This is a genomic window from Pseudomonas sp. BP6, assembly GCF_017875935.1.
In the GTDB taxonomy this organism is placed as follows: Bacteria; Pseudomonadota; Gammaproteobacteria; order Pseudomonadales; family Pseudomonadaceae; genus Aquipseudomonas; species Aquipseudomonas putida_Y.
Genome location: NZ_JAGINI010000001.1, coordinates 1,332,112 through 1,359,111 on the forward strand (window position 1 = coordinate 1,332,112; position 27,000 = coordinate 1,359,111).

The 27,000-nt window shown below is 58.1% G+C and carries 26 protein-coding genes and 1 pseudogene; 18 read left to right on the forward strand and 9 right to left on the reverse strand.

What is annotated here, in order from left to right:
* Positions 1–40: 40 nt before the first annotated feature.
* The 11 genes from J3A98_RS05985 (at position 41) to J3A98_RS06035 (ending at position 11,149) form a co-directional block, all read left to right on the forward strand.
* Positions 41–1,615: a phage tail protein gene (locus J3A98_RS05985; RefSeq protein WP_209964701.1), complete on the forward strand. Its 1,575-nt coding sequence runs from the start codon at positions 41–43 to the stop codon at positions 1,613–1,615.
* Positions 1,616–1,686: 71 nt separating this feature from the next.
* Positions 1,687–2,847: a phage tail sheath family protein gene (locus tag J3A98_RS05990; protein WP_209964704.1), complete on the forward strand. Its 1,161-nt coding sequence runs from the start codon at positions 1,687–1,689 to the stop codon at positions 2,845–2,847.
* An 11-nt stretch (positions 2,848–2,858) separates the two neighbouring features.
* Complete coding sequence (locus J3A98_RS05995) at positions 2,859–3,368, forward strand: phage major tail tube protein (RefSeq protein WP_209964706.1); 510 nt, start codon at positions 2,859–2,861, stop codon at positions 3,366–3,368.
* Between the two features lie 11 nt (positions 3,369–3,379).
* Positions 3,380–3,967: a phage tail assembly protein gene (locus tag J3A98_RS06000; protein ID WP_209964707.1), complete on the forward strand. Its 588-nt coding sequence runs from the start codon at positions 3,380–3,382 to the stop codon at positions 3,965–3,967.
* Positions 3,968–4,117: 150 nt separating this feature from the next.
* Complete coding sequence (locus tag J3A98_RS06005; protein ID WP_209964709.1) at positions 4,118–6,904, forward strand: phage tail tape measure protein; 2,787 nt, start codon at positions 4,118–4,120, stop codon at positions 6,902–6,904.
* A 12-nt stretch (positions 6,905–6,916) separates the two neighbouring features.
* Positions 6,917–7,795, forward strand: coding sequence for a phage tail protein (locus J3A98_RS06010; protein ID WP_209964712.1), 879 nt, complete (start codon positions 6,917–6,919; stop codon positions 7,793–7,795).
* Positions 7,770–7,976, forward strand: coding sequence for a tail protein X (locus J3A98_RS06015; RefSeq protein ID WP_209964713.1), 207 nt, complete (start codon positions 7,770–7,772; stop codon positions 7,974–7,976). Before J3A98_RS06010 ends, J3A98_RS06015 begins: the two co-directional genes overlap by 26 nt.
* 24 nt (positions 7,977–8,000) lie before the next feature.
* Positions 8,001–9,044: a contractile injection system protein, VgrG/Pvc8 family gene (locus tag J3A98_RS06020; RefSeq protein WP_209964716.1), complete on the forward strand. Its 1,044-nt coding sequence runs from the start codon at positions 8,001–8,003 to the stop codon at positions 9,042–9,044.
* Between the two features lie 35 nt (positions 9,045–9,079).
* Positions 9,080–9,649 carry a glycoside hydrolase family 19 protein gene (locus J3A98_RS06025; protein WP_209964718.1) on the forward strand — a complete coding sequence of 190 codons (570 nt, stop codon included), beginning with the start codon at positions 9,080–9,082 and terminating at the stop codon, positions 9,647–9,649.
* A complete protein-coding gene (locus tag J3A98_RS06030) occupies positions 9,649–10,203 on the forward strand; it encodes a lysis system i-spanin subunit Rz (protein WP_209964720.1) in 555 nt (184 codons plus the stop codon). Before J3A98_RS06025 ends, J3A98_RS06030 begins: the two co-directional genes overlap by 1 nt.
* A gap of 151 nt (positions 10,204–10,354) precedes the next feature.
* The gene (locus J3A98_RS06035) at positions 10,355–11,149 is read left to right on the forward strand and encodes a DNA adenine methylase (protein ID WP_110159669.1); all 795 of its coding nucleotides are present in this window, start codon (positions 10,355–10,357) and stop codon (positions 11,147–11,149) included.
* Positions 11,150–11,491: 342 nt separating this feature from the next.
* Here J3A98_RS06035 and J3A98_RS06040 read toward each other — a convergent pair whose 3' ends face one another.
* The 4 genes from J3A98_RS06040 to J3A98_RS06055 all read right to left on the reverse strand — a co-directional run bounded on the left by J3A98_RS06040 (position 11,492) and on the right by J3A98_RS06055 (position 16,452).
* Complete coding sequence (locus J3A98_RS06040; RefSeq protein WP_110159670.1) at positions 11,492–12,889, reverse strand: nucleotidyltransferase domain-containing protein; 1,398 nt, start codon at positions 12,887–12,889, stop codon at positions 11,492–11,494.
* Positions 12,890–13,058: 169 nt separating this feature from the next.
* Positions 13,059–13,265 (reverse strand): hypothetical protein, encoded by a 207-nt coding sequence (locus J3A98_RS06045; protein WP_209964722.1) that lies wholly within the window; start codon positions 13,263–13,265, stop codon positions 13,059–13,061.
* 213 nt (positions 13,266–13,478) lie between these two features.
* Positions 13,479–14,816 carry a YaaC family protein gene (locus J3A98_RS26805; RefSeq protein WP_209964724.1) on the reverse strand — a complete coding sequence of 446 codons (1,338 nt, stop codon included), beginning with the start codon at positions 14,814–14,816 and terminating at the stop codon, positions 13,479–13,481.
* An 841-nt stretch (positions 14,817–15,657) separates the two neighbouring features.
* Complete coding sequence (locus J3A98_RS06055) at positions 15,658–16,452, reverse strand: aminoglycoside phosphotransferase family protein (protein WP_053152181.1); 795 nt, start codon at positions 16,450–16,452, stop codon at positions 15,658–15,660.
* Positions 16,453–17,696: 1,244 nt separating this feature from the next.
* Here J3A98_RS06055 and J3A98_RS26810 point away from each other — a divergent pair.
* Together J3A98_RS26810 and J3A98_RS06065 are read left to right on the forward strand one after the other, a co-directional pair.
* Positions 17,697–17,834: pseudogene (locus J3A98_RS26810) on the forward strand (site-specific integrase); the annotation flags it as partial.
* Between the two features lie 251 nt (positions 17,835–18,085).
* Positions 18,086–18,394 carry a chorismate mutase gene (locus J3A98_RS06065; protein ID WP_012053142.1) on the forward strand — a complete coding sequence of 103 codons (309 nt, stop codon included), beginning with the start codon at positions 18,086–18,088 and terminating at the stop codon, positions 18,392–18,394.
* A gap of 45 nt (positions 18,395–18,439) precedes the next feature.
* Here J3A98_RS06065 and J3A98_RS06070 read toward each other — a convergent pair whose 3' ends face one another.
* Positions 18,440–19,066, reverse strand: coding sequence for a LysE family translocator (locus J3A98_RS06070; RefSeq protein WP_176684876.1), 627 nt, complete (start codon positions 19,064–19,066; stop codon positions 18,440–18,442).
* A 193-nt stretch (positions 19,067–19,259) separates the two neighbouring features.
* Here J3A98_RS06070 and J3A98_RS06075 point away from each other — a divergent pair, with 193 nt between their 5' ends.
* Together J3A98_RS06075 and J3A98_RS06080 are read left to right on the forward strand one after the other, a co-directional pair.
* Positions 19,260–19,823, forward strand: coding sequence for a TetR/AcrR family transcriptional regulator (locus tag J3A98_RS06075; RefSeq protein ID WP_209964728.1), 564 nt, complete (start codon positions 19,260–19,262; stop codon positions 19,821–19,823).
* Positions 19,820–20,794, forward strand: a complete 975-nt coding sequence (locus J3A98_RS06080) for a DMT family transporter (RefSeq protein WP_209964730.1) — start codon at positions 19,820–19,822, stop codon at positions 20,792–20,794. Before J3A98_RS06075 ends, J3A98_RS06080 begins: the two co-directional genes overlap by 4 nt.
* A gap of 71 nt (positions 20,795–20,865) precedes the next feature.
* On the opposite strand, the gene J3A98_RS06085 is transcribed toward J3A98_RS06080, so the two are convergent.
* Entirely contained in the window at positions 20,866–21,705 is an 840-nt protein-coding gene (locus J3A98_RS06085) for an AraC family transcriptional regulator (protein WP_209964732.1), read from the reverse strand.
* A 128-nt stretch (positions 21,706–21,833) separates the two neighbouring features.
* Positions 21,834–22,223: a GFA family protein gene (locus J3A98_RS06090; RefSeq protein WP_176684880.1), complete on the reverse strand. Its 390-nt coding sequence runs from the start codon at positions 22,221–22,223 to the stop codon at positions 21,834–21,836.
* 189 nt (positions 22,224–22,412) lie between these two features.
* Between J3A98_RS06090 and J3A98_RS06095 the strand changes: the two genes are divergently transcribed.
* On the forward strand, positions 22,413–23,021 hold the full coding sequence (locus J3A98_RS06095) for an alpha/beta fold hydrolase (RefSeq protein ID WP_209964735.1): 609 nt from the start codon (positions 22,413–22,415) through the stop codon (positions 23,019–23,021).
* Between the two features lie 99 nt (positions 23,022–23,120).
* On the opposite strand, the gene J3A98_RS06100 is transcribed toward J3A98_RS06095, so the two are convergent.
* Positions 23,121–23,825, reverse strand: coding sequence for an SDR family oxidoreductase (locus tag J3A98_RS06100; RefSeq protein ID WP_209964738.1), 705 nt, complete (start codon positions 23,823–23,825; stop codon positions 23,121–23,123).
* A gap of 99 nt (positions 23,826–23,924) precedes the next feature.
* On the reverse strand, positions 23,925–24,818 hold the full coding sequence (locus J3A98_RS06105) for a LysR substrate-binding domain-containing protein (protein ID WP_176684932.1): 894 nt from the start codon (positions 24,816–24,818) through the stop codon (positions 23,925–23,927).
* 214 nt (positions 24,819–25,032) lie between these two features.
* Between J3A98_RS06105 and J3A98_RS06110 the strand changes: the two genes are divergently transcribed.
* Entirely contained in the window at positions 25,033–25,587 is a 555-nt protein-coding gene (locus tag J3A98_RS06110; protein WP_209964741.1) for an XRE family transcriptional regulator, read from the forward strand.
* Between the two features lie 27 nt (positions 25,588–25,614).
* Positions 25,615–26,961, forward strand: coding sequence for a glutamine synthetase family protein (locus J3A98_RS06115; RefSeq protein ID WP_209964743.1), 1,347 nt, complete (start codon positions 25,615–25,617; stop codon positions 26,959–26,961).
* The last annotated feature ends 39 nt before the right edge of the window (positions 26,962–27,000 follow it).

A 27,000-nucleotide genomic window follows, 5' to 3' on the forward strand; every position in this document is an offset into this window, starting at 1 on the left:
CCTGCCGCGAGGGCAGGCCCCTTACTTCAAGAGCGAACCAATGGCAGATACAGACGCGATTTACGTCGCCATGCTGACTGACGCGGGCGCGGCTGCGCTGGCGAAAGCCATCGCCACCAAGACCACCCTCAAGATTACCCGCATGGCGGTAGGGGATGGCAACGGCAGTACGCCGCTGCCCTCCAAGCTGCAGAAAAAGCTGATTCATGAGGTGTTCCGGGTCAACCTCAACCGCCTTTCAGTGGAGAGTGGGAGGCCGGTGATTGTGGCCGAGGGCATCCTGCTGCCGGAGGTTGGCGGCTGGTGGGTGCGAGAGGTCGGCCTGTACGACGACACCGGCGTGCTGGTTGCGGTGGCGAGCTACCCGGCGACCTTCAAGCCGCTGCAGGAGCAGGGCAGCGGCCGCACTCAGGTGATCCGCCTGCTGATACAGGTGAGCAGCACCGCCAACGTGCAGATTCTGCAGGACCCCAACACGGTTACGGCCACCCTGGCAGTGGTGCAGGAGGCCATCAGCCAGGGCGAGGCCGCCACGGCCCGCGCGCTGGCCACTGAGCGCACCATTTCGCTCAAGGGTGATGCCACCGGTGCGGCCAAGTTCAACGGCGCCGGTGACGCGGCGATCAATGTCACCCTGGCCAATTCGGGAGTGCAGGCTGGGACCTATTCCAAGGTGCGGGTCAGCGCCAAGGGTCTGGTACTGGAGGGGGCGGAGCTGACAGCCGCTGATATCCCCAGCCTGGACGCGGCCAAGATCATCACAGGCACCTTGAGCCGGCCGACCACGGGCAACGCCGGCAGCGCGACCAGGCTGCAGACGCCACGACTGTTCACCTTTGAGGGGGATGTGGGCGGACAGGCCCAGTTCGATGGCGCCAAGGATGTGGCCATTTCCCTCACTCTGGGCAGCACAGGGGTGCAGGCCGGCACTTATTCCAAGGTGCGGGTCAGTGCCAAGGGCCTGGTGCTGGAGGGGGCGGCGCTGACGGCCGCTGATATCCCGAGCCTGGACGCGACCAAGATCACCACCGGCACCCTCAGCCGGCCGACCACGGGCAATGCCGGCAGCGCAAGCAGACTGCAGACGGGGCGCGCGCTGAGCTTCACCGGCGATGTAACCGGGCAGGGGGTGTTTGACGGCTCGCAGAACCTGTCGATTGGCCTGAGCCTGGCGGGCCTGGACGCGAGCAAGGTCAATAGCGGCATCCTGCCCATCATCCGGGGCGGTACCGGCGGAAATACGGCTGACAGTGCGCGAAACGCGCTCAACGCGGCGGTTCGCTCGCAGTTCTCAGGGGCGCAGAACGGGTTCTACTGGGACACCGACAACGGCTTTATGGCCCAGTGGGGGCGTGTGGGGATAGGTGATTTGCCCTCCCAGTTTTACGAGTACCAAATCTGGTTTCACTCGGGTGGGTTTTCGTGGGCGCCGTTCATTATCATTCCAGTGATTTACCACAACAGCAATCCAGGGGTGCCGGCGGCCACCTTGACCCCGGCCATCATGGAGGGCAAAACCACGGGGCAAAGTTTCAACATCATGATCGGTGAATGGGCGAACTCTCAGCAGGATTTCACGCTGTACTGGTTCGCCATTGGCTTTCGAGCGGGCTAACGCTCACCACATTTCCAGCTGTTCAACTCGACCGCCCATTGGCGGTTTTTTCGTTTCTACGGGGAGCATTTATGGCTAACTTTTTTCATGGCGTGACCACCTCGCTGGTCAATTTGGGTGGGCGCACCATCAGCGTGCCCTCGTCGTCGGTGATCGGCATTGTCGACATTTACACCCCTGGGGTGGGCTTGGCTGAGCCCAATACGCCGGTGATGGTCGTTAGCGACCGCGAGGCCGTGGCGGCGTTCGGGCCTAACTCGCCGCTGACCAAAGCCTGCCTGCAGATTCTCGACCAGGCCAAGGCCGTGATCATCGCCGTGGGTGTTACGTCTGCCGGCACGCCGGCCAGCATTACCAGCGCCGTGATTGGCGGTGTGGCGGCCGATGGCAAGCGCAGCGGCCTGCAGGCCTTGCTCGATGCCAAAAGCCTGTTCAACCAGCAACCACGCCTGCTGTTGGCACCCAAACACACCGCCACCAAGGCGGTGGCCACCGCTCTGGACACCTTGGCGGACAAGCTGGAAGCCATCGGCCTGATCGACGGGCCGGGTACTACTGACGAGGCGGCCATTGCCTATGCCACCGAGTTTGGCAGCAAGCGGCTGTATATGGTCGATCCCGGCGTCAAGAAGTGGAGCGTTACCAGTAATAGCGATGAGGGCCTGGCGGGCTCGCCGGTGGCGGCCGGTCTGTTCGCGCAAACCGACGCGAACATTGGTTTCTGGGCTTCGCCGTCCAACAAGGAAATCAAGAACATTACCGGCACCGTGCGGGCGGTCGAGTACCTGGACAACGACCCGACTTGCCGGGCCAACCTGCTCAACAACGCCAATATCACCACCATCATTCGCGACGGCGGTTATCGCCTGTGGGGCAACCGCACGCTGTCGAGCGATAGTAAGTGGGCATTTGTCACGCGGGTGCGCACCGTGGACATGGTGATGGCGGCCGTGCGTGCCGGCATGAAATGGGCCGTCGACCTCGGGATCACCAAAAGCTATGTCAAGGATGTGACCGAGACGGTGCAGGCCTTCATGCGCGACCTCAAGGCCGCCGGGGCGGTGATCGACTTCGAGGTTTACGCCGACGCCGAGCGCAACACGGCCAGCCAGTTGGCCCAGGGCAAAATCATCTGGGTGATCCGCTTCACTGATGTGCCGCCTGCCGAGAACCCGATTTTTGAAATCGAGGTGACCGATGAATACCTGACCCAAGTTCTCGACGTAGCTTAAGGAGGCGCGCAATGGCTGTTATTCCAGAAGTTCTGTTCAACATGAGTGCCTCGGTGGGCGGTGTCAGCTTGCAGGGCGATGTGCCATCGCTGACCTTGCCCAAGCTCACGATGAAGACCGACGAATATCGCGGCGGCGGCATGGACGCGCCGATTGAAATGGATATGGGCCTGGAGAAGCTGGAGGCCAGCTTTACCTCCAACGGCATGCGCCGGGAAACCCTCAAGTACTTCGGTGACTTTGACCTGTCCGGCTTCAACTGCGTGTTCCGGGGCAGTTTCAAAGGGCGTGGCGGGGCCACCAAGGCGGTGGTCGCCACCCTGCGTGGCGCGCTCAAGGAAGTCGATCCGGGGGACTGGAAGGTTGGCGATAAGGCCGAAATGAAGCACAGCATCGCGGTGAGCTACTACAAGCTGGAAGTTGGCGGCCGCGTCATCTACGAAATCGATCCTGTGAACTGCATCCGCGTTATCGACGGTGTCGACCAACTGGCCAGCGTTCGCGCTGACCTCGCCATTTAAGGAGCCTGAGCATGTCCATTACCAACAATACACCTACCTGGCTCAACATCGAGGGCGGTCATGCCGTGGTATCCCTGAGCGTGCCACTGGACGTTTACGGCGAGGTGCGCCCGGCGCTGACCATGCGCTGCCCGACCGTGCGCGAAGATCTCATGGTGGGGCATCAGGCGGGGGACAACGACGAGCAGCGCGAATTGCTCATGCTTGGGTCGCTGTGCGAGCTGACCGAGGATCAGTTGACGGCCCTACAGGTGCGCGACTACCGCCGCCTGCAGCGGGCCTACAAGGAACTGCTGGGCGATGACAGCGGCGAGAATCCGGCCTGGCTCAAGCTGACTCTGGAGCATGCGGTGGTGCGCCTGGTGGAGCCTATCGAACGCGAAGGCGTGAAGGTCGACCGCCTGACCCTGCAATCGCCCTCGATCCGTCTGAGCCGAGAGGTGGAGGCCGAGGCGGGTGACGACAACGGCAAGCTGGAAATGCTGCTATTCCAGCACCTGACCGATACCTCCCCGGGCGAGCTGCATTCGCTGACCATCCGCGATTACAACCGTGTGCGCGCGGCCTACTTTCGCCTGGTCCACCAAGACGGGGTTTAACACACCCGGATTCCAAAAGTCGCTTGCCAAGCGCCTGGCGCGAGAACTGGGGTTCTCGGCCAGCGAGCTGGAGCAAATGCCATTCGCGCGCATGGTCTGGTGGCTCTCTGAGTGAGCCGCCGGGCTGTGCCTGCGTGGGAGTGAGAAACCATGGCCAACAACAAGTTTTCCATTGGCCTTGTGATCGGCGGGGTGGTCAGCGCAACGGTCGGCGCCGCGTTCAAAGACGTTGAGGGCCGGCTCGGCAAGCTCAAGAAGCGCGGCGAAGAGGCCAAGGTGCTGCAGGGCGTCATTGGCGAAACCATGCGCCTGCGCGATGAGTGGAAGAAAGCCAGCGAGGCGGGAGAGGCGAGTGCGCGCAGTCTGCGCAACCAGCTGGACCGCAACCTTGATGCATTGCGTAAACAAGGCATTGAGGTTGGCCGGCTGGAGGATCATTACCGCACGCTGGGGCGCACGGCTCAAACCGCTGCCCGGCAGGCCAAGGGGTTGCAGCAGATCGAGGCGGGTAAAGCCGGCCTGCGGTCCACCGTTGTGCAGGCTACGGTCGGCACCGCGGCATTGGCGGTGCCCACCAAGGTCAGTGCCGATTATCAGGCGATAGTGCGGGATATCGCGATCAAAGCAGGGGTGGCCAACAAGGCCGAGGAGGTCGAGCTTAATCGGGGCATCATCAGCACGGCCAAGGATACCGGCCTGGCGCGCAACGGGGTGGCGGAGGTCCTCAACCAGCTGGTGGGTGCCGGTATGGACCTGCAGGAGGCCGCGCGCTATTCCAGCGTGGCCGCCAAGTTTGTGGTGGGGCAGGGCGCGGACGGTACCGACACTGCCCGAATGATCAACGCCCTGGGGCAAAACGCCAAGATCACCGACCCCGTGGTGATGCAGCGTGCGCTGGAGGCCATCGCCTACCAGGGCCAGGCCGGTAGCTTCGAAGCCAGCGACATGGCCAAGTGGTTCCCCGAACTGTTGGCCGGTATGGCGAAGCAGGGTATTTACGGCATGGACGCCGTCACCCAGCTGGGCTCGATGCTGCAGGTGCAGATCAAATCCGCCGGCAGCGCCGACGAGGCGGCCAACAACCTCAAGAACTGGATGGAAAAGATCGGCTCAAGCGAGACGGTCAAGGCGTACAAGGACGCCGGTATCGACTACCAAAAGTCGCTCAACACCGGGCTACAGAATGGCATGTCGACACTGGAGTCGAGCTTTGCGCTTGCCCAGCAGTACATCCAGAAGACCGACCCCAAAAAGGCCGCAGCCATGGCCGAGGCGGCGGCCAAGATCAACCAGGAGACGGACCCCGAGAAAGCCAAGCGCATGATGCAGGCGCTGGAAGAGTCCATGCGTACCGGCGACCTGTTCGCGGACATGCAGGTCAAATCCGCGCTCATGGCTTACATGCAAAACAAGGCGCTGTATGAGGACCTGAAAACCAAGTCTGCAGACGCGGCGGGCATTCTCGACCAGAACCTGGCCGAGCGCCGCGAAACGTCCTCGCAGAAGTGGAAAGAAACCGCCAACGCGGCTGACGACGCGCTTCGTGCCATCGGTGACGGTCTGCGGCCGCTGACGGACGGCGCCGCCGATGTACTACGGACGACGGCCAACGGCATCGGCTGGATTGCTGAAAAAGTGCCTTCGTTGGCTCTTGGGGCTACTGCCCTGGCGGCAGGTGGCTTTGCCATCACCAAGGCTGTGGCCGCCATCCGGGTGGCCCGAGGCTTGTACAACGTCGCCAAAGGGGCTGCAGGTGCTGCCGGGGTGCAGCGTGTGTTCGTCACCAATCCCCAGGCAGGCGGCGGTAAGGGCAGCGGTCCGGTTGAGAGCGGCGTGGGCGACACCGCACGACGCAACCCACGGCGCAGTCGGTGGGGGCGTGTCGGCGGCTTCGTGGGGCGCGCTGGACGCCTGGCCAGCCTTGGCAAGGGGGTGCCGGTGCTGGGCACTGCGCTGGCAGCGCTACAGGTTGGTAGCGCTATGGCCAGCGATCAGCCGCCTGAGCAAAAGGCCGAAAGTGTCGGCGGAGCGGTAGGAGGTTTGGCCGGAGGTATCGCCGGCGCAGCCACGGGCGCTGCCCTGGGCTCGATCATTCCTGTGGTCGGCACGGCCATTGGTGGCCTGGTGGGCGGCATCTTTGGGAGCATTGGCGGTGACGCACTCGGCGCCAAGGTCGGGAGCTTGTTTGCCGACAAGCCGCAGCCTGATCCAACGGCTGTGCCGGCGGAGCAGGGGGCGCCTGCAGAAGGTCGCGAAGGCGGGGCGGTGAAAGCTGCGCCCGCCGAGTCGCCTGTTACGCGTAACGACCCTGAGGCGCAGCGGGTGGTGCCGGCGCCTGCCGGGTCGGCGGTTTCCTACGATCCGAAGGGCCCCAATTCCAAGGACCCGTTCCGGGTGCCGGCGCTGACCGTCGACCAGGTGCGTTTCCCTGATGCACCGCTCACGCGGCCGCCGGTCGCGCCGCTCGTTACGCGTAACGATCCTGAGTCGCTGCGAGTGGAGCCAGCGCCTACCAAGCCGGTGGCTTCCTACGATCCAAAGGCCCCCGATTCCAAGGACTCGTTCCGGGTGCCGGCGCCGACCGTCGACCAGGTGCGTTACCCCGGGGTCCCCCTCGCGCTGCCGTCGGCCGGCGATTCGGCGGCCTTGCTGGGCAACCTGCAGCCGGCCGGCGCAGTCGGGCCTGGCCTGGCTCAGGCGGGCCAGATGCTGGGTGACTACCAGCGTGCAGCGGATAAGCCGGCGCCGGTCAAGGCTGAGCCGGCATCCCTCAAGCTCGACCAGCGGTTTGAGCTGAGCATGCCGGTGACGGTGAAAGGCGATGTATCAGACCGCCAAGCGCTGGCCAATGAGCTGCGGCCTTATTTCATGAAAATGATTGAGGACGCGACCCGCGACCTTAACGCGCGTCAGCTGTACGACGCGCCACACTTGTAGGGAGGATAAACGATGGCGTACATGGAGCAGCTGCAGGGCAGCTTAAAGTCGCTTGCCGCTGCGGGAGAGGCTGGCCGCCGCACGGTGGACGGCATGCTTGGCCCCATGAATGGGGCCGTTACTCAAATGAAAGGCGCGGTTTCCGAGCTGGAAACCCTGCCGGTGGTGGGGGAGCTGATCGGTGGCCAGTTGAACCGGGTCATGGGCAGCATCACCCAAGCCCAGGCCAAAGTCGGCAAGGTGTTGGCCGTTTACAACCAGGCCAGCAACGCGGTCACGCAAGTGCAGGAGCGAGTGGCCGAGTTTGGCGAGCAGGCGGAGAGGGCCAAGAAGGCCATTTCCAACATTGCGGACAAGTACAACCAGGCCGGCGGTATCAGCGGCATGCTGTCCAATTTCTCGCTGTCGGAAATGTTCTCCAGCGCCTCGATCCGCCCCAAGGAAGACCCGCCCAAAGAATCTATCAAGGCGTTTCCCCACCTGCTGATCCTGCAGCCTCTGAGCGTCAAGGCGGAGCCGTTCTACTTCAACCTGGACACGGCGGCCTTTGACGAGCTGCGGCGCAAAACCTCCTTCCGCTGGGCGGCTCAGGAGCGCCTTACCCGGCGCTCTGCGCAGCAGGCAGTCGGGATTGGTGATGAGCGCCTGACACTCAAGGGCGCAATTTTCCCCTCGTTCCGGGGCGGCCTCGGCCAGCTCGACACCTTGCGCAGCATCGGTGGCCAGCTGCAGCCGCTGGGACTGACCACCGGCTATGGCCAGGTGCTGGGCAATTGGTGCCTGACCGACATCGAGGAAGAACAACCCACGCTGCTGCAGGGCGGAATCCCGCGCAAGCAGGCATTCACCCTGGAGTTCACGCGTTATGGCGATGATCTGTCGAACGTCTGACGGCGATGTACTCGACGCTATCTGTTTCCACTACTACGGGCACTTGAGTGGCACGGTGGAGGCCGTGCTGGGCGCCAATCCGGGCCTATCCGTCGAGCCGCAACCCTACCGCGCCGGGGTGCTGATCACCCTTCCCGAACTGGCTAGAACTGACCAGCTGACCGTCCAGCTGTGGGACTAGCATCCCGCCTAACTGGAGCTTTCCATGAAACCGCAATTTCGTATCGTCGCTGACGGTACCGATATCACGCGCCTGATCAATGATCGCCTGCTGATGCTGCGCACCCTCGACAAGCCCGGCATGGAGTCGGACGAGTTCGAGCTGCGTATTGATGACCGGGACCAGGCTGTTTCGCTGCCGTCGCGCGGCGCCAAGGTCGAGATTTTCTTGGGCTATGACGGCGCGCAGCTGACCCGCATCAACAGCTATACGGTAGATGAGGTGGAGCTGACCGGACCGCCGGACACGCTGGTGATCCGAGGTAAAGCCAGCGACATGCGCGGCAGCGGCAAGACCACCCGCAACGGCAGTTTCGAGGGCAAGACCTTGGCCGAGATTGTCGCCACGGTGGCCCGCCGCAATGGCTGGGTACCGGCCTGCGATGTGCAGACCGTTGTGCCGCGAGCGGACCAGCTGGGCGAGTCGGACTACAATTTTATTACCCGCATTGCCCGGTTGCATGACTGTACCGCCAAGGTGGCCAACGGCAAGTTGCTGGTCCTCAAGCGGCAGGCGGGTGTCACGGCCAGCGGCAAAACGCTGCCGGCGATCACCATCCGCCGCTCGGACGTTAGCCGCTATTCGTTCCGCCTCGGGGACCGAGCGACCCACAAGAGCGTCAAGGCCACCCACCACAATGCCAAGACCGGCACCCTGGACGTTATCGAGCTGAAAAACGACGACGCCCCGGACGGCCTGCCTCCGGTGCATACGGACCGCCATATACACCCGAACAAGACCGCTGCCGAGCAGGCCGCCAAGGCGCGCCTGGCGGCGTTCAATCGCTCGACCGCCGGGGTGCGCTTGGAAATGCCGGGGCGCGTCGACCTGTTCGCAGAACGCCAGATCAATGCCCAGGGCTTCAAGGATGGCTTTGATGGCGAGTACCTGGTGGATTCCCTGGAACAGGTATTCACCCAATCGGGCTGGTCGACCACCGTTGAATGCAATGGCGGCAAGAAGGGCAAGGCCAAGGCCGCTGGGAAGAACAAGAAAACCTCAACACCTCTCGAAGTCGTGCAGCTTTAACTGCACAGACAAAGAGACCATCACTGGAGACTTAAATGGCTATCTCTGTACAGCAGCTGCAACAGATCCTCCCCAACGCCGGCCGAAAAGCCGGCGTTTTTGTTCCCGGCCTCAACGCAACAATGGGCAAGTACTCGATCATCACCCCTCGGCGTATGGCTGCGTTCCTTGCGCAAGTCGGCCATGAGTCTGGCCAGCTGCTATATGTGCGAGAGCTCGGTAGCGATGCCTACCTGGCCAAGTACGACACTGGGCGCCTGGCGCAGCGCCTCGGCAACACCCCGGAGGCTGATGGTGATGGGCAGCGATACCGTGGCCGTGGGCTTATCCAGATCACCGGCCGCGACAACTATGAGGCCTGCAGCGAAGCACTGTTCGGCGACAGCCGCTTGCTCAACACCCCCGACCTGCTAGAGCAGCCGGTCTACGCGTCGCTGTCGGCCGGCTGGTACTGGCAGCGGGCGGGGCTCAATAGCCTCGCGGACAAGGTGCTGCAGGCCGATGACTCGGTGTTCGAGCTGATCACCCGCCGTATCAATGGTGGCCTGAATGGCTTAAAGGATCGCCAGGCACTCTACAAGCGTGCGCTCGAGGTGCTGCAGTAGTGCCGATGAATTGGCGTATTGCACTTCTGGCCGTGGCGGTCGGGCTCTATACCGGCGGGCGTGGGGCCTGGGTATGGCAGGCCAGCGAATACGGAAAGCGGTTATCTGACCAGGCAGCAGATTATGTCCAGCAGTTGGCGGATAAGGATCGGGCTTACGGTCGTGAGCGTGAGGAAGCTTCAGCTGCAGCCCTGGAGCATTTGGCTGAGCAGAAAAGTCAGCGCAAAGACCTGGAGGATCGCCTGCAGGAGCAGGGCAAAACACATTGGAAGGAGATGAACGATGCGCAACAGATTCAGGCTCGCCTGCGTGACAGGCTGGCTACTGCTGACATGCGGCTGTCAGTCCTTGTCGACGCCGGGACCTCTGCCGCCTCGGGTTGTGATGGTGGGATGCGAGAAGCCGCCTGCACCGGAGGCGTGGTTCATGGAGCCGTTCGCGCCCGACTTGACCCAGCGCATGCTCAACGAATTATCGGCATTACCGACGACGGTGACCGAGGACTGATCGCACTGAAGGCCTGCCAGGCCTACGTTCGCACAGTCACCAAATGAAAAGAGGCGAGCCGGGTAGATGCGCCAACATCCAGCCCGGCCCGCCGAACCCGCAGACCCTTCCTGCAAGTCCAGCCGCAGCCTCTGCCTTGTGCACAAAGCGCGGCGAGCCTAACACCTGTTTATTCATACAGTAAAGACTTGCATACCTATGACCTCTCCAATTATTCCCTGGATGGGTGGCAAACGCCGCCTGGCCGACCGCCTGATCCCTCTCTTTCCCCCTCATGAATGCTATGTCGAAGTCTTCGCCGGCGGTGCCGCGTTGTTCTTCATGCGTCCCCAGCCCGCGCCAGTGGAGGTGCTGAACGATCTCAACGGTGACCTGGTCACCCTCTACCGCGTTGTGCAGAACCACCTAGAGGAGTTCGTCCGCCAGTTCAAATGGGCGCTCAGCTCCCGGCAGATCTTCGAGTGGCAGAAGATGACGCGCCCCGAGATCCTGACCGACATCCAGCGTGCTGCTCGTTTCTACTATCTTCAGCAACACGCTTTCGGCGGGAAAGTCACTGGGCAGACGTTCGGTACCGCCACCACTGGGCCGGCCATCAACCTGCTGCGCATCGAAGAGAACCTGTCCGCCGCGTGGCAGCGTCTCGCCGGGACGTACGTTGAACACCTGCCTTGGCTTGACTGTGCCGAGCGCTACGATCGAGCGCACACGTTCTTTTACATGGACCCGCCGTACTGGCAGACCGCCGGCTACGGGGTGGGTTTCCCATTTGAGGAGTACGAGCGCATGGCCGAATTCATGCGTCGGTGTAAGGGCAGGGTGATGGTCAGTATCAATGACCACCCAGATATCCGACGAGTCTTCGACGGCTTCCACTTTGAGTGCCTAGACATCCGCTACAGCACCACCAATCAGCGGCAGTGTAAAGCCGAGGTGACCGGCGAGTTGGTGATCATGAACTGGCAACCATTATCGCTTGGGGGCTTGTTCTAAATGGCCGATGTTAAAAAAAGTTCGTACCAAACCCCTGTCACACAGTACACATCACCCTTGCTTAGCAAGTGACTACACTGAGCCATCATCCTTAATGGAGCAGCCCCGATGGAAACTTTGACAGTTTATGACGACATCCAGGCAGACCGCGTACTAAAGTTGGAGGGTGTGCGCTGAATGTAGAGTGGTTGATAATGGTGTTCGCGCTATCTTCAGTAGTTGGTGTTGAATAGGATGAATATATGTTTTAAAATGCATGCATGCTATAGCCCCGATCTCAATCCAACAATTGTGGTTTCGAGGCTATTTGCTTTGGGTCTCAGATTTAGAGGTGTTATAATATTATCCTGGATAGGAGCGAGTCATGTTGTCTTGTTGAAGCTTTAGTGTGGCAAACTCTTCGCTTGAGGCAATGGTGATGTCTAAAATATCTTTACTCAAGGTTGTGCTTTTTCTTAAATTCGCTTCAAGGGAAATCATAGCGGATTTTGCGGACTGCGCTGAGTAGACGATCATAATATCAATATCGTTGTATGCTTTTTGGCGGAGATAGGAGCCAAATAGATAGACGGCAGTGCCAGCAGGCGGGCGAAGTGCTTGAACTTCTCTTCTCACTCTTTCGACACGATCTGTCTTTTCAGCGTTCAGCAGATAATTAAGGTACTTCTCCCCAGTTAACCTAATGGCCCCCATGAATTCATTAAGCATGAATAACCCTATACCTTTTTCAATGCAGAGGGTTTTGGCTGATGGGGCGTATTGTCCCGACGGGCATGAACAAATTATCGCGTCAATAGCAGGGTCGATCTCGATGACCTTGTCTAAGGTATATTCTGTAAAGTAATAGGTGTTGGTGACAAATACTTTCAAGGATCGACCATCTTGAAGGTCAACTATCATAGTAGACTTATTGAGCTCTTCAAGTTTGGTAATGGAGCTATGATCGGATAGGAATCTATTGATGAAGGTTTTAATTTGGTTGTGTCGAAATTCAAGCTCTTCATCTTTAACTCGCTCGATCGGAAGCGTAGGGATCCCTAGCTTTGTTTTGATGAAGTGGTCGAACTCGATTGGGAAAGTTTTATAGTCGCTAACTTTCCGGTCGCTCAGGCAGTTATCTTGAAAGGCATCTGCATGCATTTTATATTTGAGCATCTGCCTGTAGGTGTCCCAGGGGTAGCCGAAGCGGTTTTTGTGACTCTCAATTAGTGTGATTATCTTTTGATTGTTGGGGATTATAGTTTCAAGGCTTCGCTTTCGCCAAGTTGTCAAGGCGTCACCGGAGTCGCTATGGATAACCAAGTCGGAATATGGTCCGTACTCTTGGAAAATGATTCTGTTTTCTTCGAGCAAATCATTGATTGTTCGTAGGAGATGAGCTTCGGTGTTGTAGCTAGGTGTGGTAAATAATGTGGAGATCTTGCTGGCATGCTGGGTTTTCCATTGTTGCATTTGTTCAACTGGATACTGTGATTCAAGTTCGTCGACTATTTTATGACATGCTAAACAAAGCATTATAAGATTGTCGAAGCCGTCTTTATCAATTTCCTTGGCTAGTTCATGTTCACTACGAGGACCGTCGACACCATGACCTATGATATGTGCCACGTTAACAAGGCTTACGCTTACGCCTTCACTCTCAGCAAAGAGGGGTTGGTTGCAGTCGGGCCTCTGGCAGTACCCTCCGCATTGTGCCCATAGCTTACGAGAGATATTGGCTGGAAGTGATTTTCGAGTCATTGATAATCCTTGCGTTTGAAATTGTTCTAAGTGGTTGAGAATAGGTTTTCTAGTGCCGATTTTTTCCGGCTGCTCTAGAGTGTGGGCTAATCCTGCACCGCCCAATCGCCGTCAAGCTTTGTTTCTGTATGCGCTAAGCTCACGCAGCCGCAGCTAGGTGTATGATCGCTCACGCCCGCAGTCTTTTTATGCTGGATGAGATCGCTTCAGCATGGAGATCGAGGGTCGCTAACGCAGCCATGACGTTTTCATGAATGTGGACGGAGCCGCGATGGCTCACCCATAGCGAGAGCTCCTCCAGCGCTGCTCTGATCGCGACCTGGTTCATAAGCAGCAGCTCAAGCGTGTCGGCCGTGATCGAGGCTTGTTCATCCATGAGCTTGCTCCAATTCGAGAATTATCAGTGCTAATTTAGGGGAGATTTGTTGATAATGCCAGGGATTATGAGGTCTAAGTAGGTAATCAGCTAGCCCTAGAACAATCTATCATTCAGGCTAATCTTGATCAAATATATCGACTTCGGACTAGAGGCCATTTCCGAATTAACTGAATTGACCTCTTGAACCTAAAGCTTAGACCTTTAAAATTATTAACTCTCGCTTGAAACAGTTGGGTAGAATTTTGATATTGATCTTAATAATAGTATAGGCATCTTGAGCTCGAATGAGGAGAGATACTTATTCATGATGAGCGACACGTTGGTGTTAACTTGGTTGAGTAGTACCTCCCCCCAGTGGTCCGGCGAGTACCTCATCAAATTGCTGAACATGCTAGATAACAAAAAGTGGACACATATCTCTGGGAGCACAACCGGGAAAAATGGATTTTCAATGTACCATAATTTACCCCGTATGTCGGCGTAGATGGTCGCTTGCGCGGTATGTTCTTCGGCGGTAGGTATTACTACAATGTATTTTCCGTGACGTTCAGTTACTTTAAAATTCTGGAAGGTTTGAGAGATATCAGCGGCTGGCGGGCGGGTGATGCCATCGCCAATCTGTAACTCCCACGATGTTGAGCGCCGGTCTGTTATGGCGTTTATTTCAAGTGGGTGTGCTCTTGAGTCACGTCCGGTAGTGATTTTGTAATATTCTCGTATTTCAGGGATCATACTCAGTAGCGTGCCAGCGCTTACGGTAAATCTATTATTATAAAACTCAAGGATAGAATTTAAGTTGCTTTGGGAGTAGTCTACGTCGCGTGTTCTTATGGAATTTGTCGGGAATGATGTAACTAGATCGCTGAACGTCCCGTGTGGCATGTCGCCACCAAACTGTGCCCTTATAGGGTTCGGGAGGTAGTTCATTCCGTGCGAGCCAGGTAAACTGTCCAGCTTGAATCTGATGGGGTTGTTGAGAATTATTATTGCATACGTGTAAGCAGTAAGTGAGTAGAATAGATTTAATGGTTTTACCATGACCGGTCCGCTTCTGCTGCTCAGATAAAGCTCTCGTCCTTGTCTTAAACAGTTCTTGATTCTTCGCGCCTCATCCTCAGTAATGCCAGAATTTTTTTCGCTGCCAGTTGTTCGTTTTCGGATTTTATAAAGATCCCGAATGTGACTTGAGTTTTCAATGTTTGCCAGCAGTTCAAGCGCTGGGGCTGGAAAATTTATGTCATCTAGCAAAATTAAATCGAGGTTGCTACGTGAGCCCAGTCTTGCTTCGATTTCACTGTTTAGCAAAAACAAATTCCTGCCATTTGTGAAATTCTGGTCTTCTTCGGGAACCAAATTTTTTTCTTGGTAAAATACTCTCAAGTTTGAGCGGTATTGTTTTTGTCCCTCACCTCCCAGTGCTTTCCATTCAATTAATGCTTCTTCCTTACTTTTCCTGAAAGTTTGGTAGTCAAATGTTGTTTCGAATGGCGGCCTGTTTTGCGCCTCGACCCGCTCTATGTCGTCGTGTAAAATAGCTTCGATATCCACTTTTGCTAAAGCCTCGTTTTTACTTGATTGTATAGTTGTAATTTAGTTAAGTGCTTTCGCCCAGCCATCAAGATTCTGCAGTGAGGGGGTGAAGGCATTATGCCATGCCTGGGCGTAATGAATAGTAGTGAGGGAAGCACGCGGCCTTCGCTTTGTAATGGAAGACAGTAGTCCCTTAATACTCACGCGGCATAGCTCTGCCCCGGTGTTTTTGCTCCTTCTCTCCATGCAACCGGGTCAAGCTGCAATTTTTGCCTGAGGGATAGCAGATGCAGTGGAGGATGTCAGAGTTCACGAGGGTTGCTACCGCATGGGTGGTCTGCTGGCATGCGACAGGCCCAAGGGGGCTTGTGCTAAACAGGAAGGTGAGAGGATGAGCATCGCGAATGTGAATTATCTTTCTTGATATCCTAGGGTTTTAGAGGAAATCAATGCTCACCTATGGGCTGCCCGTTGGTGACACGAGTGGAGGCTCGCCAGAGGTTGATCGAAGCCGCATACCCTTACGCGTACAAGCTCAGCCATGAACCAGTAGCATTTTGGTCGCGGTTAGCTTGGTACAAAATTGGTACAGGTTGATGTAGAGATCCTTCAACAGCACTGCAGTGCATGGCCTGTGAGTAGACCCTGCCCAATCCATCACATGGAGCTTAGCCACTGTCCATTCTCGATTCTGGTGCGAGGATATGAGGCAGGGGGTTGCTTGTGGGAAGATCCACTTCCGACCCAGAGCTGACAGTGGCTAAAGGCAGCATTCGGCCAAAAGTAGTCTATCGAGACCATTAGCTATCGCAACCCAAGGTTGACAGAAAAGTATTCTGGCCTCGCCCTACCGTAAAACTCACAAACCGAGCGCCAACGCTGCAAGCTTCGCCACCTCAAGGGGGGCATCCGGCTCAATGTCGTCCTCGAGCATCCAGGCTGCTGACAACCCCGCCCATGCGAGCACCCACTGCAACAACCTGTGGCGATCAATTTCGGAGGCGTGTGCCACGACCCCTATACGGCGCTCGAAACACCCTGGAGCCAAAGCGCTTTTGCTATCCGGATTGCAGAAAATATTCGCGTAATCGAAGCCGCGCTCACCGTACAGTCCCTTAGGATCGATAGCGAGCCATCCCTTGGCGCCAAAGTCCAAGACATTTCCGTGATGGATGTCGCCATGCAGTACCGTGACTTCGCGAGGTGCGCCTAAAAGTTGGCGGGCGGTTTCTGCACACTGTTCAAAGACTCCTCTGTGCGTTGCCGCTGCGCTCCATAAGGCTTCGAACCGGTTAACCAGGGGGACCAAAGCAGGCAGCGGTTTTGTACTTGGTATGTGGAGGCGGCGGACCACCGAACAGATAATACGAGTAGCCTCGTCGTCCTGGCCGCAGCTCACCATGTGCGCCAGGGAGACCGAGCCGTTCGCACGCTCCATGAGTAAGGCCTCACCGTCATGTGCCAGCACTGGAGCTGCTCCTTCACCGTCCCACCAAGCCATGAGCAGATTGCCTGCCCGCTCTTCCAGCGCTTGCGAAATTTTGAGCATGGCTGGTAGGCCGTGGTGGCGAACGGGCAGTAGATGTCCATTCAGCGAGGCGAAAGCATCACCGTCGATGGTCAGTTCCCATCGTTTCAAGTATTGATCAAACATGAATTCATTAACTTTCGCACTTTCCGGAGCAGCATTATGAATGATTGAGACGTGAGACTAAACGTCTGGTTTTGGCGGGCTGCTGCCTTCTCCGACCGGCCGCTTTGGGTCGTTAGCTGCCGCAACGTCCGTTGACCGTGGATGAAAACTCGAGTAGGGGGTGGTTCAAAATTGGTAAGAGAAGGCGGTGGTTGCTCTGTAACCTTTTGCTTTAAAGGGGCTGCCATTAATTGGTCCAATCCATCACGGATTTGGGGGCTAATTTCTGCATCCATGGCAGCAGTCGAGCAAAGCAGACGCAGATCTGAGCGGGTAGACTCTTGGGTGACCCATTGGAATTGCGCGAGGCCCAAGTGTGGACGGAGTGGTAAAAATCCGCAGAGCATGTGTAGACGATGCTGAGGTGTTAGGAGTGATTGGTCCTGCTGCTTATGCAGCGTCCTATCATTACCTATGGAATGACTGCGTAGCTTTAGCCCATCAACTCGATACCTTTAGTACGTCAGCATTTTTGATGCTGCTGCGACAAGCTGAATCAAGGCTTTGGGTAGCCGAGGTTGCTGGGGTTGTGGTTGGATTCTTAACCATGATGGTTGACTCTCGAAACCCGATCACGCACGAATGCGGGGGAGCGGAGATTTCTAGGATCTATCTTCTACCGGGCAGTCAGAAGTCGGGGTTAGGGTTTCGACTTGTGTCTGCAGCAATCGAGCACGCGAAAGAGTTAGGGCTGACGCACGTATGGCTGGATGTAATGGCGTCTGCAGTAAATGCAAGAAACGCCTATCTCAAGTGGGGCTTTTCAGAGATAGGAAGTAAAAATTTTCCTCGTCAAGTCAAAGCGGAGTATTCACAAATGGTTGTACTGAGGATGGACCTCCGTACCAGCGTCTCGTAGTGGCGCCTGGTCTCAAAGTGTAGTCGTACCTTTCGCTGTCGACCTCTGAACGAAAAGTGGTAGGTTACAGCTCGGCGCTAACAGGTGAAGTGGTAAAAAATTGGTACACAGTCTGATGATGATCAACAGAGGCCTTTAAAATTAAGGCTTACAGCGTGTGTGCGTCCAATCCATCATGGGTGCAACGCTGAAGCGGCGTGAGGGCTCAGGGCGCGTAGTCTGTGGCGTTGAAGCGTTTTCTAGGGACATTCTGGTCTACGCATTTATGTACCATTTTCGATGGGCGTGCTGGGTTAGACGGTGGTGAGATGTATCACCGCCATTCACGCTCGTACCACCGGAGATCATGGCAACGATCAGAGCAAGGAAAAAGGCCGATTCGACGGTTAGCTATACCGTCCAGATCCGCCTCAAGAAAAAGGGTGTCCTAGTCTACCAAAGGTCCCAGACATTCGCCCGCCAGCAGGCGGCCCAAGCCTGGGCGACAGATGGTTGGCGTGGCGGATCTGCATTTTCGCGATCTGCGCCACGAAGGTGTGAGCAGGTTATTCGAAATGGACTGGGTATCCTGCGTGTATCAAGGGTTTCAGGTCATCGTGACGGGCACTCCTGCGGCGTTACACCCCCTCGGTAGAGCGTGAAGCAGACCTAGCATAGAAGCTACACTGCATGACCCGATCACCATCCACAGCCTGCTCCAATCCGTCGCAGGCTCATGAAAAGGAAGTCAAGCAAATGGATGTACCTTGCACCTCTCTGGACGAAGTCCGTCAACGGATCGATGAAATCGACCGCAGCCTCGTTTCGCTTCTCGCCAAACGTGGAAGGCTCGTGACGCAAGCAGCCGGCTTCAAGAAAACCACCGATGATGTGCGTGCGCCTGCTCGGGTCGAGCAAGTGATCAAGAAGGTTCGTGAGATGGCTGACGAAACCGGTGCCTCGGCTGAGGTGGTGGAGCAGGTCTATCGGGCGATGATTTCGGCCTTCATCGCTGAGGAACTGAACACCCATGCGAAGCTGGCCGACGAGGCTTCAGCATCGTGATGAAGCGCGGGGTTCATACGCAGCCCCGCCGCTTTCTCCTGCTTGCTATCTCTGGCTCAACGCCGCAATCGAAACGCCAGAGGCGACGAAGGTGAGGCCTGCGCCCACGTTCAGCCCATTCACCAGCCGTGGCCGCCGGTACAGGTAGCGAGACAGCCCCGTGGCGAAAATGCCCATCAAGGCAAACCCCAATGCCGTGAGTGCAGCGAACCACACGCCGTAAACCATCATCTGCACACTGACCGACCCGCGTGCGGGGTCGACGAATTGGGGAATGAACGCCAGCACGAACAAACCTGGCTTGGGGTTGAGCGCAGCCGACAGCAGACCGGTCAGAAAAATGCTGGACAGAGATTGCCTGGACGCCGGCTGAAAGCTTATCAGGCTACGAGCGCGCAGAACCTTGATCCCTAGCCAGAGCAGATAGCCGGCACCAATGAGCTTGATCACCCAAAATGCGAGCACTGAGGTTTGCATCAGTAGGGTCAAGCCTAACGAAGCGGCTGCAACGTGAAACAGAATGCCTGCGCCTGATGCCATGCCGGATACGGCCGCTGCGACTTTACCCTGGCTGAGACCGCGGCCAATGGCCAACAAGTTGTCAGGGCCCGGTGCCAGCACCAACAGCACGCAGGCGGCGGTGTAGGCGAACCACACGTTCATGGGAAACACAGCTCTCTCCTTAAGCCTGATGAAGCATCCATCCTGACGGTGGAATCAGCCCAGCGCTACCAAAAATGCCGACGTCCTACGTTTTACTGCTGCGGTCTATGTCGTAGCGGCCATGCTTCAGGTCGTATCTGGATGCACCTGAATCTTACCGGTCAGTATAGTCAACTCCGTACCTTTGCCGGAGTGCCTTGAATTGGACAACACCCGTGAGCGCTTGATTGATGCCGCGCTGAAGCTGTTTCTGTCGCAAGGTGTGTACGTCACCGGGGTAACGGCCATTGCCGCGATGGCGGGCGTTACCAAAATGACGCTCTACAGCCATTTTCCCTCCAAGGATGCGCTGATAGTGGCGTGCCTTGAGGAGCGTGACCGACGCTGGCGTGAAGAGGTAGCGCGCACCCTGGCTGGGCATCCTGATCCGGTCAGTGGCATGCTCGCCTTTTTCGATTTGTATGAACGCTTTCTTTTGAAAGATAGCGAGCGCGGGTGCCTGTTCGTTAACAGTGCGGCTGAGTTCCCCCAGTTTAGCCACCCCGTGCATTTGGCGGTGAGCCGGCATAAGCAAGGGATACGCGAAAACCTTGCTGCCTTGGCCATGAGCGCCGGTATAAACGATCCTGACGGCGTTGCCCAAGGGTTGTTTATCTTGCTGGAGGGCAGTTTTGTCAGCGGTGCGATGGGCCAGGACATGCGGGTATTCGACACTGCCCGGCAAATAGCTCATTGCTGGATCCAGCGGCAGGAGCAGAGCGTATGACCCTGGGTTTGTTAGCGGCCATTGCCGCCACCTTTTCCTGGTCGCTGCTCTATATCTTTCCGGGGTTGGTCGGCGACTACAGCCTTTTTGACCTGGCGGTGGTGAGCTATGCCTTTGCCGGGTTAGGTAGCCTGCTGGTGCTGTTCGTTTACCGCAGCGAAGTGCGGCAATTGCGACTGAGTGACTGGGCCTGTGCCGCACTGCTGGGCTTCTTGGGATACATTGGCTACTTCTTCCTGATCACCACTGCGGTTTTGGCAGCCGGGCCGGTGATCCCTCCGGTGATGATGGGCTCAGTACCGATCGTGCTCGCGATTGCCGGCAACATGCGCAGCGCCAGCGTGCCTTGGCGTGCCATTGCCGGGCCACTGTTGGTGGCGGCCCTGGGCATCAGCCTGGTCAATCTGAGCGTGTTTGATGCTAGCCGTGCGTCGGTAGTGCTCCCGACCGCGTCGTTACTGCTTGGGTTGCTTGCATCGTTGCTGGCAATCGCATTCTGGACCGGTTTTGGCCTGTTGAATGAAAGTGCGTTGGCTCGACGGCCAAGCATGTCTCCCATGTTGTGGTCAGCCATGTTGATCTTCATGTGCAGCGTCGAAATGCTGGCGTTCATCCCGGTTGGGCTGTACTTGAAACTGTCTCATTTCGCTAGCCATCCGAGCGGTTCGGCAGGTACTCAGGCACTGATCGTCTGTGGGCTGATTCAGGGGTTAGGGGCCACCCTTGCAGGTGCCTGGGCATGGTCAATCGCAACGCGGCGTCTTCCGCTGGCGCTGAGCGGGCAATTGATCGCCAGCGGGACCATTTATGCAACTACGATGGGCCTGCTCATCAACCAACGCTGGCCGTCTCCTATGGAAGCGCTTGGTACAGCCTTGTTGTTCGTAGGGGTGGTGTGGGCTATTCACGCCTTTTATCGCAAGCAAACACGCCTCCAGACGCATGGCGAGGCACCCAGGGTACGTATCTGATCCCCGGCCCGGTTGCCCTGCCATGCGCCTGGGCCGGCCGAGTTGGCTACGCCCGCTACCCATGGCCCAGCCTACTTCAGCGGCACGTAGATGTCCGTTTGCCATTGCTCCAGTGGTGTTTCCGGGTAGGCGCTCAGGTAATGAAAGAACAACGGATGATCACGCAGTTCTTCGTTGCTCGATGGCAGCCAGTCACGATAAAGCGGGTAGATGGTTTCGCCAATGTAGTCAGGCGAGCCGGTATGTCGAATCACGGCACAACGCCCTGCCGGTATAACCCGTTCTTGCACGCCGAAATCGTTGGGCTGCACCGCCTCTTCTATCTCGCCGCACACGGCAAAGCGAAAGGCGTGGGCCGGGGTGGTGTCGGGGTTGTCGTAAGGGATACCGAAAGTACGGCTGCTGGTCACAGGCGACTGGCCGCTTTGCATGCGCCATTGGCGAAAACGCGCGACGCTTTCGCTGACCAGGCCGGGCGGCCCCTGGTGTTCGAGCGCGGCCACGCGGGTTTCGGCGAAATGCACGATACGGATCTGCATGGTGATACTCCTGGATCGGTGAGGAACATTGAATACCGCACTCCAGGCCTGCCAGTTCGGCGCCTTGGCGAACGCGCTCGGCGCCATGCCGAAGGCGCGCCTGAACGCTCTGGCAAAGGCTTCGGGGCTTTCGAAGCCGGCGCCGAATGCGGCCTCCAGTATGGGCGTCGCGGGCGAGGCGACCAGTTGATGCGCTGCGCGTCGAAGCCTCATCAGTTGCACATACCGTGAAACCGGAACACCCATGTAAGCCGTGAACTGCCGGTGGAAGTGAAACGTCGAGAAGTTGGCGATGCGGCTCAAGGCGTTCACCGACAGGTCACCTTCGAGGTGGCTGTCGATGTAGGCAAGCACGGTTTCGAACCGTTTCATGTAGCTTGGGTTGTGCTGTGAGTCAGTCAACGAACGGAATCTCTGGAAGGTGCGGTAAGCGCTAGCATCCGTTGTTCAGGCACTGAGGTGCCTAGCCGTGATTGCTCTATTGGTCCTGCGCTGGGTGATCAGTCAGGGTTGCAGGGTGAGTACCAAGGGGCAGCAGCGTCGACGTGAACATGTTTCTGCTTCCTGGGCAGGAACGGCGTATCAAGCGTTCCCAGCGCTATCGAAATCCAGTCGGCAAACTCACCCTGGGCGCGTGACCAGAACAAGGTCGAGCCGCACTCCGTGCAGAACTCGCGCGTAACCGTCGGTGATGAAGAGAAGGCCTTGATGCTGGCAGCGCCGCGCAGTATGCGCAGCATGCTGCGCGGAATGCTGCCGTACGAAGCGAATGCGGCGCCGTGACTTTTGCGGCACTGGCTGCAGTGGCAGTGGCTCACTGCCTTGGGTGGGGTGAGTAACAGGTAAGAGACTGCTGCGCACAAGCAGCTTCCTTGGTATGTCTCTGTCATTAGCGCTTCCGTGCAGGTGGGAAAACGCCAGCGTAAACGCCTTGGCCTGATCAGTCGACTGGCCTGCGATCACGGGCGAGCAAAGCTGTTCAGCCCGATCCTGAGGCGCTGACTGCCCTGAGCGGACATCATTTGCGAACAGCGCTGAATGGCCGTAAGTTTCTTTATCCCTGACTCAAGGACCGAGCCATGACTAATACCCCCGAAAAGATTCTGTTTCTTCCCGGCGCCTCCGGCAACACACAATTCTGGTGCCCGGTCGCCGAAGCCCTCGAAACGTCAATTGCCGTGCAACACATGGGCTGGCCTGGATTTGGCAATACGCCAGCCAAACCGAACATCACCGGTTTGAAGCATCTCGCCGCGATGGCGATCGAAGAAATCGACAGGCCCACGGCCTTGGTGGCGCAATCAATGGGCGGGGTCGTCGCCGTGCTTATCGCACTTGCGCGCCCCGACTTGATTACTCACTTGGTTCTGGCCGCCACCTCGGGCGGCTTGAACCTCCCTGCTTTGGGTGCTACGGACTGGCGCGAGGCGTTCGAAGCAGATCACCCAAACCTGCCACGCTGGTTCCTGGATGATCGCACCGACCTGTCCAGCCGTTTGCACGAACTGCAACTTCCGGTACTGCTGCTTTGGGGCACAGAGGACGCGATCAGTCCGATCACGGTTGCTCAGCGGCTAGCGCAATTGATACCTGATGCCACGCTGGAGGTGTTCCCCGGGGCCGGCCATGACCTCGGACATACGCATGCCAAGGCTATCGCGCGACTGATCGACAAGCATCTTGGCTGAAGGCCGCGTTGGTGTAAGGCTGGGTGCTCCCGTCTACCAGGCCAGCTCCGTCATCCTCGCAGGAAGCGACGGCAGCAACGCATGCAGGCCGACAGACAATCAAACGCTACGTGTCACGCCGCCATCGACCTTGATGTTCTGCCCGGTGATGTAGGCAGCGCCTTCGCTGGCGAGAAACGCAATGGTGGCGGCGATTTCCTCGCGGGTGCCATAGCGTTTGAGTGGCACGCTGTCGCGGCGCTGTTCGGTGGCTGGCAGGCTGTCGATCCAGCCGGGGAGGACGTTGTTGATCCTCACGTTGTCCTCCGCGAATTGGTCGGCGAAGATTTTGGTGAATGCGGCCAGGCCCGAGCGGAACACTGCAGACGTCGGGAACAGCTCAATCGGCTCGAACGCCCAGGCCGTGGAAATGTTGATGATCACGCCCCCTTTCTGGCGCTGCATGTAGGGCGTTACCAGGCGCGTCGGGCGGATGACATTGAGCAGATAGGTGTCCATGCCCTTGTGCCAGTCTTCGTCGCTGATGTCCAGGATTGGCGCGCGCGGACCATGGCCGGCGCTATTGATCAGCACGTCGATGCGCCCCCACTTTTCCACCACGGCATCGACCAGGCGTTTCAGGTCCTCAACCGACTGGTTGCTACCTGTTACGCCAATACCACCAAGCTCGGCAGCCAGTGCTTCGCCCTTGCCCGAGGAGGAAAGGATGCCAACCTTGAACCCGTCAGCGGCCAGGCGCTGTGCCGCTGCCGCGCCCATGCCACTGCCACCTGCTGTGATGATCGCAACTTTTTCTACTGACATGCTGCCTCCGTAACGCGAATGGATGATTGCCTGGAAGCACTAAAATTAGCAGCAGAAGTGGCGGCGAGGGAGACAGCTAAACTTTACTGATGCAGTAGATTATCTATTGCTGGCTTGTTGCTTGAACCAGTGCCGGACAATGCCTAGCGACTCCGGCTGCTGCATCTTTCGTGGCCACACAAGATAGAACGCCTTATCGAGCCTGAGCTGCTGAGCGAAGACCTGGGTCAACCTGCCCGCGACGATGTCATCACTGACGAACGCCAGGCTTGCCAACGCAATACCCTGACCACTGATGGCCGCATCGATGGCCAATGAGGTCTGATTGAAGCGCAGGTTTTTGGCAGTCGCTTGCCCGTGCTGCGGGAACAGTTGTGCGAGGTACCGAGGCCAGAAATCATGGGCATCGTGAAGCAGGGTGAACGCTTGAAGCTGCTCGAAGATGGCGGGGGCTTTGCCGGCTTCGAACAACGTTGGGCTGGCCACGGCGACGATACGGTCGTCCATCAACAGTTCGCTGTTCAAACCCGCACCGAAGTCGGGCTTGCCATAGCGGACTGCGATATCCACGCCGTCAGTATTGAAGTGGGACAGCCGATCTGTGGCCAGTACACGTAAATCGATGTCCGGATGGCTTTGCGCAAAGTTGCCCAGCCGGGGAATTAGCCATTTGGAGGCAAAGGTCGGTGTCACGCTGACCGTCAGGTGAGCCGCCTGTGGCCGCAGCAGGCGGGTTGCCTCATCGATCATCGCCAAGGCGTTGCGAATGCTGCCGCTGTAGCCCAGGCCCGCATCGGTCAGTGCCAGGCCCCGGGGCAGGCGCTCGAACAAACGAAGGTCCAGGCTCGCTTCCAGCCCGCGTATCTGCTGTGCCACTGCCGCCTGGGTCACCCCCAGCTCTTCGGCGGCCAGGCGGAAATTCAGGTGGCGGGCAACCACTTCGAACACACGTAGCGCATTGAGCGAGGGCAAATCAGGGAAACCGTTTGGCATGGCGATGGACGTGGTCGGGCTGGAGGAATTCACCCACGAGGCTACTCGCCGAGCGCCTGTAAAGAAACCCGCGCCACCGCAGTCAATCCGGCACGCGGCGCAGCAAGCCCTCTGTTGGCGGCTGCACATTTCCATCGTTTGGCTTGACGCGTGAAAATTTTCATGTAAATTTTCATGAAAAATAAGTCTAAAAATTTCACGGCAGTCCGAAACGATGAAGATGCACGAAGAGGTTGAAGCCCTCGCGATCCTTATTCACGACCTGCGCAAATTCAAGAACCTGACCTTGAGTGAACTGGCCGAGCGCATCAACCGTTCGGTGGGCTTCCTCTCCCAGGTCGAACGCGGCGTTTCGCGCCCGACCGTGGCAGACCTCACCGCTATCAGCGAAGCGCTCGGCGTATCAACCGCGTACTTCTACAACCTGAGCAAGCCCCGCAGCATTGGTTGGGTCACGCGTCCCCACGAGCGGCGCACGCTGTACCTGGAGTCGGGCATCACCGACGTGCTGGCTTCGCCGACCATCACAGGCGCCTTCGCCATGCTCGACAGCCATCTCGAGCCGGGCGCCACCAGTGGGGAGGCGTACTTGAGCGACCGTTCCGAGCAGGGCTGTTTCGTGCTCGAGGGCGAACTCACGGTGTGGCTGGACCAGGGCGATGCCGTGACCCTGCAGGCCAACGACTGCTTCCAGCTGCAACCCCATGCGCCGTTCCGTTACGCCAACCTGACGGATAAAGCCACCCGTGTGCTCTGGGTCTTCAATTGAATTCGTTCACCTCACAAGGATAAGAAGATGAGTGTCATCTTTCCGGATCTGCTGGCTGAAGTGCGCTCGTTCCGAGCAGAACACCCGGCAATTCGCTATGTCGACCTGATTGCGCTGGACATCCCCGGGCACTTCTACGGCAAGCGCTACCCCATGGAGATGCTGGAGAAAGTCGCAGCCGGTGCGCCACTGAAGCTGCCGCAGAACTGCGTGCTGCTGGGTACCCAGGGTGGCCTTTACCCGATTGGGGACTATTGCTTCGCCGACGGCGACCCGGATGCCGTCCGGCGCCTGGTGCCGGGTACACTGAAGCCGGTGCGCTGGGAAAAGGAAGTGATCGCCCAGATGCTGATCACGTCCGACGGCACTGCAAAGCCGATCGAGTTCGAGCCCCGTGAAGTGCTGGCGCGTGTGCTTCAGCGTCTGGCCAAACGTGGCATCCGCCCGGTGGTGGCGTTCGAACTGGAGTTCTACCTGTTCGACCGCAAGCTTGACAACGGCCTGCCACAGTATCCGCGCGACACGGCAACCGGGGATGAAGACGATCAGCCGAACATGCACATCGAGCGGCTGTCGCGCTTCTCGTCGGTCCTGCACGAGATGGTCGACGGCGCCAACGAGCAGGGCGTACCGGCGAACGTCATCACCGCAGAGCTGGGCCCAGGCCAGTTCGAGATCAACTTCTCGCACAGCGACGATGCCCTAAGTGCGGCGGACTGGTCGGCACTGTTCTGCCGCAGTACCCGCGGTATCGCGATGAAGCATGGCTACCGTGCCAGCTTCATGAGCAAGCCGTACCTGGACGCGCCAGGCAGCGGCATGCATGTGCACGTCAGCCTGTACGACGCCGCCGGCAATAACATCCTGGCGGGAAGCGAACAGCGCAAGCTGCGCCATGCGGTGGCAGGCTGCCTGGAACTGCTGCCGCACTGCATGCCGATCTTTGCCCCCAACCACAATGCCTACCGACGTTATGGCGCCATGGTCAACGCGGCGAGCAAGGCCAGCTGGGGGTTCGAAGACCGTGACGCGTGCATCCGCATCCCCGAGTCCGACCCGCGCAACCTGCGCATCGAGCACCGCCTCGCTGGCGCCGACGCCAACCCGTATCTGGTACTGGCGGCCATTTTGACCGGGATGGAGCATGGCCTGGACCGCGGCGTGGAGCCCATCGCCCCGCTGAACGACAACCGCCAGAGCGGCATCGACTTCCCCAAGGATGCCCTCAGCGCCCTGGCCGCCATGCGTCACCACCCGGTGGTCAACCAAGGCCTGGGCAGTGAGTTCGTGATGGTCTATTGCGAAAACAAATACCAGGAGCAGCTGGACTTCATGCACCACATCGATGCCCGCGAATACCGCTGGTTCCTGTAGGTGCAGCGACGCTGCACCCTCCCTTTCTACCGTTTCAAT